Raw genomic sequence first — 15161 nt, 5'->3', positions numbered from 1 at the left:
CTGAGGAGATCGCAATGTTGCCGCGCTTCACTCCCCTCCTCCTCGCTCCCGCGCTGCTGCTGAGCGCGTGCGGAACCTATAATGGCGGCGTCGAATCGGTCTATCAGCCGGTGGTCGAGCGCAACGACTATGTCTTCGACGTCCGGACCGCGGGCTATGGCCTCGCGCCCGGCGAAGGCCAGCGCCTCGCCGGCTGGCTCGAATCGATGGGCCTGCGCTACGGCGACCGCATCGCGATCGACGATGGCGGCAACGGCACCAGCGCCCGTGACGAGATCGCCGCCCAGGCCAATCTTTACGGCATGATGCTGTCCGACCAGGCCCCGGTCACCGTCGGCCAGATCGCCCCGGGCACAGTCCGCGTGGTGGTCACCCGGATGACCGCCAGCGTACCCAACTGCCCCGATTATTCGCGCGTCTACCAGCCCGACTGGTCGGCGAGCACGACCTCCAATTACGGCTGCGCAATCAACAGCAACCTCGCGGCGATGGTCGCCGATCCGGGCGACCTCGTCCGTGGCGCCAGCGGCTCGACGGTCACCGATCCGCGTACCGGCGGCAAGGCGATCAACGCGTTGCGCGGCGCCGCGCCGACCGGCGGCGGCGGCACCACGGTCAAGTCCGACAGCACCGGAGGCAAGCAGTGAACGCGCCCTTCAATCCCTCGCGGACCGGCCATCGCGAACCCTTCGTCGCCTTTGTCTGCGACGAGGCGACGGCGGAGGCGCTGCGCCCGATCGCCGTCGAGCTCGGCTGGTCCCCCGAAAAGGTCAACAAGGGCGGGCTGCGCAACGCGGTCCAGACCCTGTCGGTCTCGGCGAGCCCCAACGTGCTGTTCGTCGACCTCTCCGAATCGGGCGACCCGCTCAACGACATCAACGCGCTGGCCGAGGTCTGCGAGCCCGGCACGATCGTGATCGCGTCGGGCCAGGTCAACGACGTGCGCCTCTATCGCGATCTGATCGCGAGCGGCATCCACGACTATCTGCTCAAGCCGCTCAATCCTGACGCCCTGCGCGACACCTTCGCCCAGGCCCAGGCCGCGCTCAACGCGCCCAAGCTGGCCGAACCGGGCAGCGACGTGCCGCATTGCGCGGTCGCGGTGATCGGCACGCGCGGCGGCTGCGGCGCGTCGACGATCGCGACCTCGCTCGCCTGGCTCCTCAGCGAGAAGCACACGCGCACCACCGCCCTGCTCGACCTCGACGTGCATTTCGGCACCGGCGCGCTCGCGCTCGATCTCGAGCCGGGCCGCGGCCTGACCGACGCGATCGAGAATCCGAGCCGCATCGACGGGCTGTTCATCGAACGCGCGATGGTGCGGGCGTCGGAGCGTCTCGCCGTGCTTTCGGCCGAGGCCCCGATCAACGCGCCCGTGCTTACCGACGGCGCGGCTTTCTACCAGCTGCAGGAGGAGATGCGCGGGGCGTTCGAATGCACCGTCGTCGATCTGCCGCGCAACATGCTGGTCAACCACCCGCACCTGATCACCGACGTGCAGGTCGCGGTGCTGGTCACCGAGCTCACGCTCGCCGCCGCGCGCGACGCGATCCGCATCCTCAGCTGGTTCAAGTCCAACGCGCCGCAGACACAGGTGATCATCGTCGCCAACCGGGTCCAGCCGCAGGCGGTGCTCGAGATCAGCCGCAAGGATTTCGAGGGCTCGATCGAGCGCAAGATCGACGTGCTGATCCCGTTCGAGCAGAAGGTCGCCGCGCAAGCCGCCAAGTTGGGCAAGCCGCTCGCCGAGGCAGGCAAGTCGGCCAAGTCGCTGGCGCCGCTGGGCGAGCTGGCGACGCGGATCACTTCGATCACCGATTCGGGCGAGCGCGACGACAAGGCCGCGGCGGCCAAGGGTTCGAAGGGCAGCTCGCTGCTCGACAAGATCAAGGTCAAGATGCCGTCAAAGGCAAAGAAGTAACCAATCCGCGCATAAGCTGCGCGGATTAGCGGGTTCGGAGGCAGGTCGGCGTGGAATTGCTGCCGGTTTTGATGCTGGGTGGAGGCACCTTCGTGGTGCTGGCGCTGATGGTGCTCGCTTTCGCCGGGCCGTCGGCGGCGCGCGCGAGCGCCCGCCGGCTGACCGGGGTGCGCGAGCGGCATTCGGGCTCGACCGGCTCGGTGGCGATGGAAGCGCAGATCCGCCGCGTGACCGCCAAGAGCGCGACGGGGATGGATCTCGCCGCCTCGCGCTTCCTGCCCAATCCCGCGCTGCTCCAGAAGCGCCTCAACATGACCGGCAAGAGCTGGACGCTGAGCCAATATGGACTGGCGACGCTGGGACTCCTCGTCGTGACGGGCGGGTTGCTCTTTCTCAACGGCGCGCCGATCTGGCTGGCGCTGTTCCTCGGCCTGTTCGTCGGCGTCGGGCTGCCGCACAAGGTGGTCAGCTTCTTCATCGGCCGGCGCATCGCCAAGTTCACCGCGAAGTTCCCCGATGCGATCGAGTTGCTCGTGCGCGGCCTGCGCTCGGGTCTTCCGATCACCGAGACGATGAGCGTGGTCGGCCAGGAAGTCGACGGGCCGGTGGGCGAGGAATTCCGCTCGGTCTCCGACAAGATGAAGATCGGTCGCACGCTCGACGCCGCGCTCCAGGAGACCGCGGACCGGCTGGGCACGCCCGAATTCCAGTTCTTCACGATCACCATCGCGATCCAGCGCGAGACCGGCGGCAACCTCGCCGAGACGCTCGCCAATCTCGCCGACGTGCTGCGCAAACGCTCGCAGATGAAGCTCAAGATCAAGGCGATGTCGTCCGAATCCAAGGCATCGGCGCTGATCGTCGGCTCGCTGCCGTTCATCGTGTTCACCTTGGTGTGGTTCATCAACAACAACTACATGGCCAACTTCTTCAAGGATGAGCGGCTGATGGTCGCCGGCGGCGGCGGGCTGATCTGGATGGGGCTCGGCGCCTTCATCATGGCCAAGATGGTCAATTTCGAGATCTGATGATGACCACGCCCCCCACCGGCCCAACCCTGCTCGGCGTCGACGTCCTCTGGGTCGCGACCTTCCTCAGCGCGATCGCCGCCCTGGCCATGATCTTCGCGATCTATACCGCGACGACCGTACGCGACCCGATGGCGAAGCGGGTCAAGGCGCTCAACGACCGCCGCGAGCAGCTCAAGGCGGGCATCACCGCCTCGACCTCGAAGCGGCGCGCCAAGCTGGTCCAGAAGAACGAGGCGACCGACCGGATCCGCGCCTTCCTCTCCACGATGAAGGTACTGCAGGAGAGCCAGGTCAAGGTCGCGCAGACCAAGCTGCTCCAGGCCGGCATCCGTTCGAAGGAATGGGCGGTCGCGGTGATCTTCGGCAGGCTGGTGCTGCCGATCGTGATCGGCGGGCCGGTGCTGTACATGGTCTACGGCACCGACATGTTCATCGAGTGGACCCCGCTCAAGAAATACGGGCTCGTCGCGGTCAGCTTCATCCTGAGCTACAAGGCGCCGGATATCTATCTCAAGAACAAGATCACCAAGCGCAGCCACGCGATCCGCAAGGGGCTTCCCGATGCGCTCGACCTCCTGGTGATCTGCGCCGAGGCCGGCCTGACCGTCGACGCGGCCTTCGCCCGCGTCTCGCGCGAACTGGGCAAGGCCTATCCCGAACTGGGCGAGGAATTCTCGCTCACCGCGATCGAGCTGGGCTTCCTCACCGATCGGCGCCAGGCGTTCGAGAATCTCGCCAACCGCATCGATCTCGACGCGATCCGCGGCGTGGTCACGACCATGATCCAGACCGAGAAATACGGCACCCCGCTCGCCTCGGCGCTGCGCGTGCTCTCGGCCGAGTTCCGCAACGAGCGCATGATGCGCGCCGAGGAAAAGGCCGCGCGCCTGCCCGCGATCATGACCGTGCCGCTGATCCTGTTCATCCTGCCGGTGCTGTTCATCGTGATCCTCGGGCCCGCGGCCTGTTCGATCAACGACGCACTGATGTGAAACCTCGCGCGTTGGTCTCTGTGGCCTTGGCGACGCAGGCGGAGTAGCCTGCCCGCCGTCACAGGGAGATCGAGCGATGCAGGGCTTGCCTTTCGACACCGTCACGCAGTTCGTCGCTTTGGGCATCACGCTGGTGGCCGGGTTCTTCTTCGGGCTCGCCGCGCGCTCGGGCCGGAGCAAGTGGCGCGAGCGCTACCAGGACGAGGAATTGCGCCATCGCACCTATCGCGACGAGACCGGCGCCGAGTTGCGCGAAGCCCAGCGGCGGCTGCGCGAGCTCGAGGCAGAGAATGCCCGCCTCCGCGCGGCCGACCAGCCGGTCGAGCGGTTCTAGCTTGATCCATTGAAACAGCCGTCACCCCGGCGAAGGCCGGAGTGACGATTAAGGCTTATCGGCTCCTGAGCGCCGCCTGCGCCGCCGCCAACCGCGCGATCGGCACGCGATAGGGCGAGGCCGAGACGTAATCGAGCCCGGTCGCTTCGCAGAAGGCGATCGATGCCGGGTCGCCGCCATGCTCCCCGCAGATGCCGAGCTTGATGCCGCTGCGCGTCGCCCTGCCCCGTTCGGCCGCTAGCGCGATCAACTCGCCCACGCCCTCGACGTCGAGGCTGACGAAGGGATCGCGGGCATAAATGCCCTTCTCGACATAGGTCGTGAGGAAGCGCGCCGCGTCGTCGCGGCTCACGCCCAGGGTGGTCTGCGTGAGATCGTTGGTGCCGAAGCTGAAGAACTCGCCGACCTCGGCGATCTCGCCCGCGCGCAACGCCGCGCGCGGCAGCTCGATCATCGTGCCGACCAGATACTCGACCGTCCGCCCCTTTTCGGCGAACACCGACTGCGCCGCCTTGTCGACGACCACCTTCATCAGCTCGAGCTCGCGCCGGGTGGCGACCAGCGGGATCATCACCTCGGGGATCGGCGCCGCACCCGATTTCTCCGCGACGAGCACCGCGGCCTCGAAGATGGCGCGCGCCTGCATCTCGTAGATCTCGGGATAGGTCACGCCCAGGCGGCAACCCCGGTGCCCCAGCATTGGATTGAACTCGTGCAGTTCCGCCGCCCGGCGCTTCAACGTCTCGACGTCGAGCCCGGCAGCCTTTGCGACTTCCTCGAACTCGTTCTCCTCGTGCGGGAGGAACTCATGGAGCGGCGGATCGAGCAGGCGGATCGTGCAGGGGAGCCCCGCCATCACCTCGAAAATCTCGACGAAGTCGCTGCGCTGCTCGGGAAGCAACTTGTCGAGCGCCATCCGGCGCCCCTTCTCGTCCGAGGCGAGGATCATCTGGCGCACCGCGGTGATCCGCGCGCCATCGAAGAACATGTGCTCGGTGCGGCACAGCCCGATGCCCTCGGCGCCGAACTCGCGCGCGGTGCGGCAGTCGAGCGGCGTCTCGGCATTGGCGCGGACCTTGAGCCGGCGCTTCGCATCGGCCCATTCCATCAGCGTGCCGAAATCGCCCGAAAGCTCGGGCTGGACGGTCGGCACTTCGCCGAGCATCACTTCGCCGGTGGCGCCGTCGATCGTGATCGTGTCGCCCTCGCGGACTTCGCGCTGGCCGACGCGGAACAGCCTTTCCCGCGCGTTGATCGCGAGCGTCCCCGCCCCCGAGACGCAGGGCCGGCCCATGCCGCGGGCAACCACCGCCGCGTGGCTGGTCATGCCGCCGCGCGCGGTCAGGATGCCCTTGGCGGCGTGCATGCCGTGAATGTCCTCGGGCGAGGTCTCGACGCGGACCAGGATCACCGCGTCGCCCGCGGCGGCGCGCGTCTCGGCGGTGTCGCTGTCGAACACCGCGAGGCCCGATGCGGCGCCCGGCGAGGCGGGAAGCCCCTTGGTCAGCACGTCGCGCGTCGCATTGGGATCGAGCGTCGGGTGGAGCAACTGGTCGAGCGCCTGCGGATCGACGCGCAGGATCGCCTCGTCGCGGGTGATCAGCCCTTCGTTCGCCATGTCGACCGCGATCTTGAGCGCGGCCCTGGCGGTGCGCTTGCCCGAGCGCGTCTGGAGCATCCAGAGCTTGCCCTGCTGCACGGTGAACTCGATGTCCTGCATGTCGCGATAATGGGTCTCGAGCGTCTCGAAGACCGCGGCGAGCTGGGCATAGACCTCAGGCATCGCCTCTTCCATCGACAACGGCCTGGCCCCCGCCGCCTCGCGCGCGGCCCTGGTGAGATATTGCGGCGTGCGGATGCCCGCCACCACGTCCTCGCCCTGCGCGTTGATCAGGAACTCGCCATAATAAGCGTTGTCGCCCTTGGACGGATCGCGCGTGAACGCCACCCCCGTCGCCGAGGTCTCGCCCATATTGCCGAACACCATCGCCTGGACGTTGACCGCGGTGCCCCAGTCGCCGGGGATGTCGTTGAGCCGGCGATAGACCTTGGCGCGCTCGGACTGCCACGAGCCGAACACCGCACCGATCGCGCCCCAGAGCTGGTCGTGCACGTCCTGCGGAAAGGGCTTGCCCCACAGCTCCTGAACCACGCCCTTGTACTCGGCGACGAGCTTCTGCCAGTCCTTGGCGCTCAGCTCGGTATCGAGGTGGTAGCCATTGTCCTCCTTGGCGATTTCGAGCGCTTCCTCGAAGCGGCCGTGATCGAGCCCGAGGACGACGTCCGAATACATCTGGATGAAGCGGCGATAGCTGTCCCAGGCGAAGCGATCGTCGCCCGAAGTGGCGGCGAGGCCCTGGACGGTCGCGTCGTTGAGGCCGAGGTTGAGCACTGTGTCCATCATGCCGGGCATCGACACCCGGGCGCCGCTCCGGACCGAGACGAGCAGGGGATCGGCGGCGTCGCCGAACTTCTTGCCGGTCACGCTCTCGATATGCGCGATGCCGGTGGCGACTTCGGCCTTGAGGCTGTCCGGGAAGCTCTCGCCGGAATCGTAATAGAGCGCGCAGACCGGGGTGCCGATCGTGAAGCCCGGGGGGACCGGCAGGCCGATCGAGGCCATGCCGTCGAGATTGGCGCCCTTGCCTCCCAGAAGGTTCTTGTCGCCGTTGCCGCCGTCCGAAACCCCACCGCCGAAACGGTACACGTACTGCGTCATCCCTGATCCTTGTGCAGGAGGCATCGCCCCAGGATGGGAGGCGCCTACCGCGGCTGCGAACAAGGCGGAAGCTCTGATTGCGTTGTCAGGTTGCCGATGCGCGGCGGATAGCCAAAGGTTCGTAAAGCCTAGCCAAAATAGCCCGTTTCACTACCGCAATAAATCGGATAAATCAGCCTTCGATCTTCGAAAAGTCGGCAACCTGGTGCACCGCAGCACGAACTCGGACGAGCAGCCCGAGCCGGGCGATGCGCTTGTCGGGATCGGAGTCGTTGACCGTCACCTGATCGAAGAACGCATCGATCGGCCCGCGCAACGTGGCGAGCGCCGACATCGCGGCTTCGAACTCCTCGGCCGCGATCGCCGCCTCGGCGCGCGGCTCGGCGGCGTCGAGCGCCTCGATCAGCGCGGATTCGGCGGGCTCGGCTTCGTAGATGTTGCCGCCGACATCCGTGTCGGTGCCGTCGAACCCTTCCTTCTTGAGGATGTTCGCGGCGCGCTTGTAACCGGCGAGGAGATTGGTGCCATCCTCGGTGCCGACGAAGGCCTGGAGCGCGTGGACGCGGGCGAGGAGACGGACGAGATCGTCCTCGCCGCCCAATGCGAACACCGCGTCGATCAGGTCGTGCCGGACGCCGGCTTCGCGTTGCTGGACCTTGAGGCGGTCGGCGAAGAAGTCGATCAAAAGGGTAGTCGCCTTATCGGCTCGCGCTCCAAACTTTTCCAATTCCTCCTGTGAGGTCGCCCGTTCCTTGATTTCCCGCTTCGCGCGATCATACTCATCGGCCGCCATTGGATCCCCAGCAGCATGGCGCGCTCGAACTAGATCCTCAAATCGCTGTGCCCATTCTGCACCACTAACAACGCCAGCAACTCTCGCCATGCCGAAGGTTATTGGTTGTGAAAGGCTAAATCGAAGGCGATTCACCTCTACCAACTCCAGCAATCCCAAGGCGGCCCGACGAAGTGCGAAGGGGTCCTTCGAACCGGTGGGAAGTAGATCGGCGACGAAGAAGCTGGAAAGCGTATCCAGCTTGTCCGCCAAGCTCACCGCCACCGTCACCGGCGCGGTCGGGACATCATCCCCCTGCCCGACCGGCTTGTAGTGATCGCGGATCGCCTCGGCGACAGCCACGTCCTCGCCCTGCGCGGCGGCGTAATAGCCGCCCATCAGGCCCTGGAGCTCGGGGAACTCGCCAACCATGCCGGTGACGAGATCGGCCTTGGCGAGGCGCGCTGCGCGTTCGGCGAGCTTTTCAAGCCCCTCCCCTTCAGGGGAGGGGTTGGGGTGGGGCCTGTCCGCGGGCGACGCAGCTTGTGGCACTGCCCCACCCCCAACCCCTCCCCTGAAGGGGAGGGGCTTTTCAGCGACGATACCCTGCTCGACCAACCACCGCGCCAGCTTCGCCACGCGATCGACCTTGTCGGCCACCGTGCCCAGCTTCTCGTGGAAGACGATCTTCTCGAGCTTCTTCGCCTGCTCCTCGAGCGGAACCTTCAGGTCCGTCTCGTAGAAGAAGCGCGCGTCGCTCAGGCGTGCCGCCAACACCTTCTGGTTGCCCTCGACGATCTTCTCGCCCCCATCGATCGCGTCGATGTTGGCAGTGCAGATGAAGGCGTTGGCGAGCTTGCCGTCGGGGCCGGCGCAGACGAAATATTTCTGGTTCACCCGCGCGGTGAGCTGGATCACTTCGGGCGGGACCGATAGGAACTCGGGATCGAAGCGGCCGAGCAACGGCACCGGCCATTCGGTCAGCCCGGCATTCTCGAACAGCAGCCCCTCGTCCTCGATCAGCGTGAGGCCCGCTTTCTGCGCGGCCAGCTTGGCGCCGACCGCGATGATCGCGCGGCGCTCGGCGCCGTCGACGATCACATGGCAGGCGCGGAGCTTCTCGACATAGTCGTTGGCCGAGCCGATCGTGATCACGCCCGGGTGGTGGAAGCGGTGGCCGACGGTCTGCGCGCCGCTCCGGATCCCCGCGACCTCGACCGGAACGAGCTTGTCGCCGAGCAGCGCGACGAGGCCTTGCAGCGGGCGGACCCAGCGCAGGCTCTCGGTCGACTCCGACGCCGCGCCCCAGCGCATCGACTTGGGCCAGGGGAAGGCGTGGATGACGTTGGTGATCGCGCTGGCGAGCACCGAGCCCGCGACCACGCCCGGGCGCTCGATCACCGCGAACAGCACCTGCCCGCCCTTGCCGTCGTCGCGCGCGACGAGCTGCTCGCGGGTGAGGCCGGTCGAGCGGAGGAAGCCCTGGATCGCGGCGTCGGGCGCATCGGCGCGGGGGCCCTTGCGTTCCTCGGTCATCGCCGCGGTCGTCTCGGCGACGCCGCGCACGATCAGCGCGAGGCGGCGCGGGGTGGCGTAGCTCTCGATGGCTTCGAACGGCAGGTTGAGCGCCTTGAGCCGCGCCTCGAACAGCGACGCGAGGTCGGCGCGCGCCTTTTCCTGCATCCGGGCGGGGATCTCCTCGCAGCGGAGTTCGAGAAGGAAGTCTTCGGTCATAGTTGTTCACGCAAAGGCGCAAAGGCGCGAAGGAGAGAAGGTTTTTGCGCGCAGAGGCGCAGAGAACGCAGAGAGCGTCCGGGCTGCATCGTCTCGCGCCAGCGAGACCCTAGGCTGTGCGTCAGCGCGATTTGAGGCCGCTGCGCGGGTTCTTGTACCAAGCCCCTCTGCGTCCTCTGCGCCTCTGCGCGAACCAAACTCTTCGCGCCTTTGCGCCTTTGCGTGAACAAAAAGCTCACGCCGCCCACCCGTTCTTTGCCATCCACGCCTCGCACGAGCCCTTCGCCAGGTCGCGCACGCGGCCGATATAGGCCTGGCGCTCGGCGACCGAGATCACGCCGCGGGCGTTGAGCAGATTGAACACATGGCTCGCCTCGATCGCCTGCTCGTAGGCGGGGATCGGCAGGTCGTTCTTCAGGCAGTTCTCGCATTCGGCGACCGCCTTGCGGAACAGATCGAACAAGGCGTCGGTGTCGGCGATCTCGAAGTTCCACTTCGACATCTGCTTCTCGTTCTCGAGGAAGACGTCGCCATAGCTGACGCCGCTATCGTTGAACGCGAGGTCGTACACGCTGTCCACGTTCTGGATGTACATCGCCAGCCGCTCGAGCCCGTAGGTGAGCTCGCCCGCGACCGGCTTGCAGTCGAAGCCGCCCATCTGCTGGAAATAGGTGAACTGGGTCACTTCCATCCCGTCGCACCAGACTTCCCAGCCAAGGCCCCAGGCGCCGAGCGTCGGCGATTCCCAATCGTCCTCGACGAAGCGGATGTCGTGCCTGGTGAAATCGATGCCGATCGCGGCGAGCGAGCCCAGGTACAGCTCCTGCAGATCGGGCGGGCTCGGCTTCAGGATCACCTGATACTGGTAATAATGCTGGAGCCGGTTGGGGTTCTCGCCATAGCGGCCGTCGGTCGGGCGGCGGCAGGGCTGGACGAAGGCGGCGTTCCACGGATCGGGGCCGAGCGCCTTGAGCGTCGTCGCGGGGTGGAAGGTGCCGGCGCCCATGCGCATGTCATAGGGCTGGAGGATCACGCAGCCCCGCTCGCTCCAGTAATCATGGAGCTTCAGGATCATGCGCTGGAAGCTGAGGGGCTCGGACATATGCGCGGTGCTTTGGCGTGGCGTGCGCACGTTGACAAGGATGCAGTGATCGCCTCCTGTCGCGCGATGCTACGTAAATTGCTGATCGGTGTCGCGCTGCTGGCGCTCGGCGGGTGCGCGGCGGAGCCCCCCGCCAACGATGCAGATCCGGCGCTATGGGTCGTCAAGGACGCCGACACGACGATCTATCTGTTCGGCACGGTGCACATGCTGAAGCCAGGGCTCAGCTGGTTCGACGAGGGCGTGAAGAGCGCCTTCGATGCGAGCAGCGAATTGGTGCTCGAACTGGTGATGCCGCCCCAGGACGAGATGCAGGCGCTGGTGCGCGAGCTGGGCATGACCAGCGGCGGCCCTGCCCTGCCCGACCAGCTGCCACCCGCCGAGGCGGCGAAGTTCCGCGCCGCTTTGCCCGAGATGGGGCTGGCGCCCGAGGCGCTCGACCATGCCGAGCCGTGGCTGGCCGCGACGATGCTCTCGGCCGCGCCGCTGCGCCAGCTCGGCTATGACGAGAAGGACGGCGCCGAGGCAGTGCTGACCGCGGCGGCGCAGCGCGCGGGCAAGAAGGTGATCGGGCTGGAGACTGCGCGCGAGCAACTCGGCTATTTCGACCGGCTGCCACTGGCGGCGCAACGCGCGCTGCTGATCGAGACGATCGACGAATTGCCCAGGGCCGGCGATACGATCGACCGGATGGTGGCGGCGTGGCGCGCGGGCGATGCCGACGGCCTGGCGCGGCTGATGAACGAGGACCTCGGCCGCTCGCCCGAGCTGGCCGAGGCGTTGCTGGCGCAGCGCAACGCCAGATGGGCGGATTGGCTGAAGGCGCGGATGCAAAAGCCGGGAACGGTGTTCGTCGCGGTCGGCGCGGGGCATCTGGCCGGGAGCGCAGGGGTGCAGGCCGAGCTGGCGAAGCGCGGGCTGAAGGCCGAGCGAGTGAAGTACTAAATCCTCCCCGGTACGGGGAGGGGGACCGCGACGCGAAGCGGCGTGGTGGAGGGGGCCCCGCCATCCGCGGGCGACACTGCCAGTGGAGAGCGGGCCCCCTCCACCATCGCTGGCGCGATGGTCCCCCTCCCCGTTCCGGGGAGGATTTGATTCGGTTGCCTTCCCCACCCCTTTCCGCTACAGGCGCGCGCTTGCCGTGGCAGGGTCATCCCTGGAGGCCTGCTGGGCATGGGAACTGAAACACTTTAGCGCATTGGAACGACACATGAGCGAGACGCTTACGCTGTCGGCCGAGACGCGCGACCGGGTTGGCAAGGGAGCCTCCCGGGCGCTTCGTCGTGAAGGCCGCGTCCCCGCCGTAATCTACGGCAACAAGGCAGACCCCGTTGGCATCCATGTCAACGAGCGCGAGCTGATGAAGCTGCTGAACACCGGCCACTTCATGAATTCGGTCGTGATGGTCAATGGCGAGCGCACGCTGCCCAAGGACGTCGCGTTCGACGTCGTGACCGATCGTCCGCTCCACGTCGACTTCCTGCGCATCTCCGAGCATGCGACCGTCACCGTCCAGGTGCCGATCGTGTTCACCGACGAGGAAGAAGCCCCCGGCATCAAGCGCGGTGGCGTGCTCAACGTCGTCCGCCACGAGCTCGAGCTCGTCGTCGACGCGGCCGAGATCCCCGACCAGGTCGAGATCTCGCTGAAGGGCATTGAAGTCGGCGAGTCGATCCACATCTCGGCGGTCGCGCTGCCCAAGGGCGCGAAGTCGGCGATCACCGACCGCGACTTCACCATCGCGACCGTGGTCGCGCCGTCGGCGCTCAAGTCGACCGAAGGCGACACGCAGACCGAGGCGGCTGGCGAAGCCGGCGAGGCCGAGGGCGAATAAGTCCGAACTTCTCGGGTGAAAAAATCGCCTCCGCGCCCTAGGTGCGGGGGCGATTTTCTTTTTTGGGGTTTGACGCATGCAGCTCTGGGTGGGCCTCGGCAATCCGGGGCCGCAATATGCGATGCACCGGCACAATGTCGGCTTCATGGCGGTGGACGCGATCGGCGAGGTGCACGGCTTCTCGACGCCGAAGAAGCAATTCCAGGGCTGGACGCAGGAGGGCCGGATCGGGCCCGAGAAGGTCGTGCTGCTCAAGCCCGGCACCTTCATGAACGAGAGCGGCCGCGCGGTGCGCGCGGCGATGGACTTCTACAAATTGACGCCCGCCGACGTCACCGTCTTCCACGACGAGCTCGACCTCGTGCCCTTCAAGGTGAAGGTGAAGATGGGCGGCGGCACCGCGGGCCATAACGGGCTGCGCTCGACCGACGCGCATCTCGGCCCCGATTTCCGCCGCGTGCGGATCGGCATCGGCCACCCCGGGCACAAGGACCGCGTGACCGGCTATGTGCTCGGCAACTACGCCAAGGCCGAGATCGAACCGTTGACCGACATGCTCGGCGCCATCGCGGCCGAGGCGCCGTGGCTCGCCGGAGGCGACGATGCGCGCTTCATGAGCGACGTCGCGCTGCGGCTACAGGACTGAGCCAAACGAAAGGGGCCCCGGTTTCCCGGAGCCCCTTCCCTGTCCGAAAGTGCCGGCCTTACTTCTTGCCGACGACCACGCCGACGAGGTTCTGGTTGGCGCCGCCGATGGTGCCCGTGGCGGCGAAGGTGATGCCGATCTCCTTGCCCTGCGAGCCGAAGAACCCGCCGGCGATCGTGCCCGAGAGCGGGTTGCCCGCAATGAAGCTGCCGGTGAACTGGTTCTGGCCGGCCGGGATCGCGCCCCGCGCCGTGAAGTTGGCATAGGCGACCGGCGTGCCGCCGCCCGCGGGGATCGTCGTCAGGTTGAGCGTCAGATCGACGAGGCCGGTCGAGAAGTTGACCGAGGTGGTGACGGTGCCCGAAACGCGCAGCACGCTGGTCGTCGCGCCGGAGACGCTCACCAGGCGACCCACCACGGTCGAGGTATAGGCCTGGGTGCCGGTGGTCGGCATGTCGGTGAGGACGGTCTGGTAGCCGAACACCGTGGTGGTGATCCGCTTCGTGCCCGTGGTCGAAGCGCCGCGCCACCAATTGGCATAGCTGACATTGGTCAGTGCCAGGTTGGCGTTGCTCGTGACCTGCGAGGGGATCGTGTTGTTGAGGAACTCGAGCTGCGAGAACTTGCCCGCGGTCGCGGTGTCGTCGGTGCGGAACACGAACTCGGTCACTGCCGGGGCCGGCGCAACCGTGACGTTGGTATTGGTGAAGCGCGATTCCTCGTTGTTCTCGTTGATCACGTAGGTGGCGGTGACGATCGCGTTGCTGGTGGCAAGACGCACGCGGGTCGTCATCTGCTCGGTGCTCGCGACGCCCAGCGTCACCGCCCCCGCGGGATCGCCGGTATAGCTGGTCGCGGCGTTGATCGTGCTGAACTCGGCCGCGGCGGCGAGCGGGAATGCCGTGTAGGTCGGCGACGCGGTCGGCGTGGGCGTGGGCGTAGGCGTGGGCGAGGGTGTGGGCGTGGGATCGTCGCTGCCGCTGCAGCTCGCGAGCGCCAGCGTCGCCGCGGCGGCGCTCATGATCATGTGACGGCGAATCATTCCCTGCTCCTTGAATTACTCGATGCCTGACAAGGCCCGGCGCTCCTGTACCCCAGATGAACGGGGGCGCGTCAAGCAGCGATCCGGTGCTATGACGTAGCCATGGCGGCCTGCCCGCATTCTCCGGCCGCCGCCACGCGCGCCGCCGCCTGCCGCGCGGGGCTCGACGGCAATTCCAGCCGGCCGGCGGTCGCGGCGAGCAATCGCAGCAACGCCCGCTCGCGGCGCCGCAGCGGGCGCGCGGCCAGTCCGAGCTGCGCGCGCATCGCCGGGGGAAGCAGGTCGATCGCGGCGCGCACGCCGAGCTTCTGCGCGGGCCGCAACGGCCAGGGCAGGATGTCGGCGGTGCGCAGGATCGCAATCAGCTCGTCGAGCACCGGCGAAGGTTCGAGCAGGGGTCGCATCCGCTCCATCAGCGCCTGCATCTCCACCTCGCTCGCGGGCGGCGCCTCGACGCCGTACAGCGCGGCGCCGGCTTGCGCCTCGCGATAATAGAGGTCGCGGTCGCGCCGGCCGAGCGGCGCTGCGTAGCGATGATAGGCCTGGAGGAACGCCCAGCTGGCGGTCGCCTGCACCCAGAGCAGCAGCTCGGGATCGTCGGCGGCATAGAAGCGGCCGTCGCCAGTCTCGCCCTGCACCCGCGCGTGCATGCGCCGGACGCGCGCCGCCAGCGCCTCGAACCGGCTGCGCGCGCCATAGACGGTGATCATCGCCGCGAGGCCCGTGCGCCGCATCCGCGTGGCGGGATCGTGGCGGAAGCTGGTGTGATCCCACACGCCGTGGCGCACGCGCGGCTCGCCCAGCTCGAGCAGCACCGCGGCGATCCCGCCGACATACAGCGTCACCGGATTGCCGAACACGCGCCACGAAACCGAATCCGGCGGGAGCAGCGCCGGCTCGCCCGCGGGCTCGCGGAAATCGGCGTCGTCGATACCCATCAGCCGGGCGGCCGCGGAGTCGATCAGGCGGAGCAGCATGGTCCATCAACGCCCGGCGATCGGCGCTTGCTCCGCACTGGAAAATGCGGCGCTTTA

At 67.3% G+C, this 15161-nt stretch carries 13 protein-coding genes; 8 read left to right on the top strand and 5 right to left on the bottom strand.

What is annotated here, in order from left to right; genetic code table 11:
• Positions 1–14 precede the first annotated feature (14 nt).
• From MT490_RS15420 to MT490_RS15400, 5 genes are all read left to right on the top strand, one after another.
• On the top strand, positions 15–647 hold the full coding sequence (locus tag MT490_RS15420) for a CpaD family pilus assembly lipoprotein (RefSeq protein ID WP_297389598.1): 633 nt from the start codon (positions 15–17) through the stop codon (positions 645–647).
• Positions 644–1921, top strand: coding sequence for a pilus assembly protein CpaE (locus MT490_RS15415; protein ID WP_297389595.1), 1278 nt, complete (start codon positions 644–646; stop codon positions 1919–1921). The genes MT490_RS15420 and MT490_RS15415 overlap by 4 nt, the downstream gene beginning before the upstream one ends.
• Positions 1922–1971: 50 nt before the next feature.
• Complete coding sequence (locus tag MT490_RS15410) at positions 1972–2949, top strand: type II secretion system F family protein (RefSeq protein WP_297389593.1); 978 nt, start codon at positions 1972–1974, stop codon at positions 2947–2949.
• Positions 2949–3944, top strand: a complete 996-nt coding sequence (locus MT490_RS15405) for a type II secretion system F family protein (RefSeq protein WP_297389590.1) — start codon at positions 2949–2951, stop codon at positions 3942–3944. The genes MT490_RS15410 and MT490_RS15405 overlap by 1 nt, the downstream gene beginning before the upstream one ends.
• Positions 3945–4020: 76 nt before the next feature.
• Positions 4021–4278 carry a hypothetical protein gene (locus MT490_RS15400; protein WP_297389587.1) on the top strand — a complete coding sequence of 86 codons (258 nt, stop codon included), beginning with the start codon at positions 4021–4023 and terminating at the stop codon, positions 4276–4278.
• Positions 4279–4333: 55 nt separating this feature from the next.
• Here the strand turns inward: MT490_RS15400 and ppdK are convergent, their stop codons facing one another.
• The 3 genes from ppdK to MT490_RS15385 all read right to left on the bottom strand — a co-directional run bounded on the left by ppdK (position 4334) and on the right by MT490_RS15385 (position 10605).
• Positions 4334–6997 (bottom strand): pyruvate, phosphate dikinase, encoded by a 2664-nt coding sequence (gene ppdK, locus MT490_RS15395; protein WP_297389584.1) that lies wholly within the window; start codon positions 6995–6997, stop codon positions 4334–4336.
• Positions 6998–7169: 172 nt separating this feature from the next.
• A complete protein-coding gene (gene glyS / locus MT490_RS15390; RefSeq protein ID WP_297389582.1) occupies positions 7170–9503 on the bottom strand; it encodes a glycine--tRNA ligase subunit beta in 2334 nt (777 codons plus the stop codon).
• 235 nt (positions 9504–9738) lie between these two features.
• Positions 9739–10605 (bottom strand): glycine--tRNA ligase subunit alpha, encoded by an 867-nt coding sequence (locus MT490_RS15385; protein ID WP_297389579.1) that lies wholly within the window; start codon positions 10603–10605, stop codon positions 9739–9741.
• A 66-nt stretch (positions 10606–10671) separates the two neighbouring features.
• Between MT490_RS15385 and MT490_RS15380 the strand changes: the two genes are divergently transcribed.
• From MT490_RS15380 to pth, 3 genes are all read left to right on the top strand, one after another.
• Entirely contained in the window at positions 10672–11550 is an 879-nt protein-coding gene (locus tag MT490_RS15380; protein WP_297389576.1) for a TraB/GumN family protein, read from the top strand.
• A gap of 265 nt (positions 11551–11815) precedes the next feature.
• Entirely contained in the window at positions 11816–12439 is a 624-nt protein-coding gene (locus tag MT490_RS15375; RefSeq protein ID WP_297389573.1) for a 50S ribosomal protein L25/general stress protein Ctc, read from the top strand.
• 76 nt (positions 12440–12515) lie between these two features.
• Positions 12516–13085: an aminoacyl-tRNA hydrolase gene (gene pth / locus MT490_RS15370; RefSeq protein ID WP_297389570.1), complete on the top strand. Its 570-nt coding sequence runs from the start codon at positions 12516–12518 to the stop codon at positions 13083–13085.
• A gap of 58 nt (positions 13086–13143) precedes the next feature.
• On the opposite strand, the gene MT490_RS15365 is transcribed toward pth, so the two are convergent.
• Together MT490_RS15365 and MT490_RS15360 are read right to left on the bottom strand one after the other, a co-directional pair.
• Positions 13144–14127, bottom strand: a complete 984-nt coding sequence (locus MT490_RS15365; protein ID WP_297389569.1) for a hypothetical protein — start codon at positions 14125–14127, stop codon at positions 13144–13146.
• Positions 14128–14216: 89 nt separating this feature from the next.
• Positions 14217–15104 carry an oxygenase MpaB family protein gene (locus tag MT490_RS15360; RefSeq protein WP_297389566.1) on the bottom strand — a complete coding sequence of 296 codons (888 nt, stop codon included), beginning with the start codon at positions 15102–15104 and terminating at the stop codon, positions 14217–14219.
• Positions 15105–15161 lie beyond the last annotated feature (57 nt).

The organism is Sphingomonas sp. (assembly GCF_026460985.1).
Taxonomy (GTDB): domain Bacteria; phylum Pseudomonadota; class Alphaproteobacteria; order Sphingomonadales; family Sphingomonadaceae; genus Sphingomonas.
This window is presented reverse-complemented; position numbering and strand designations above follow the sequence as displayed.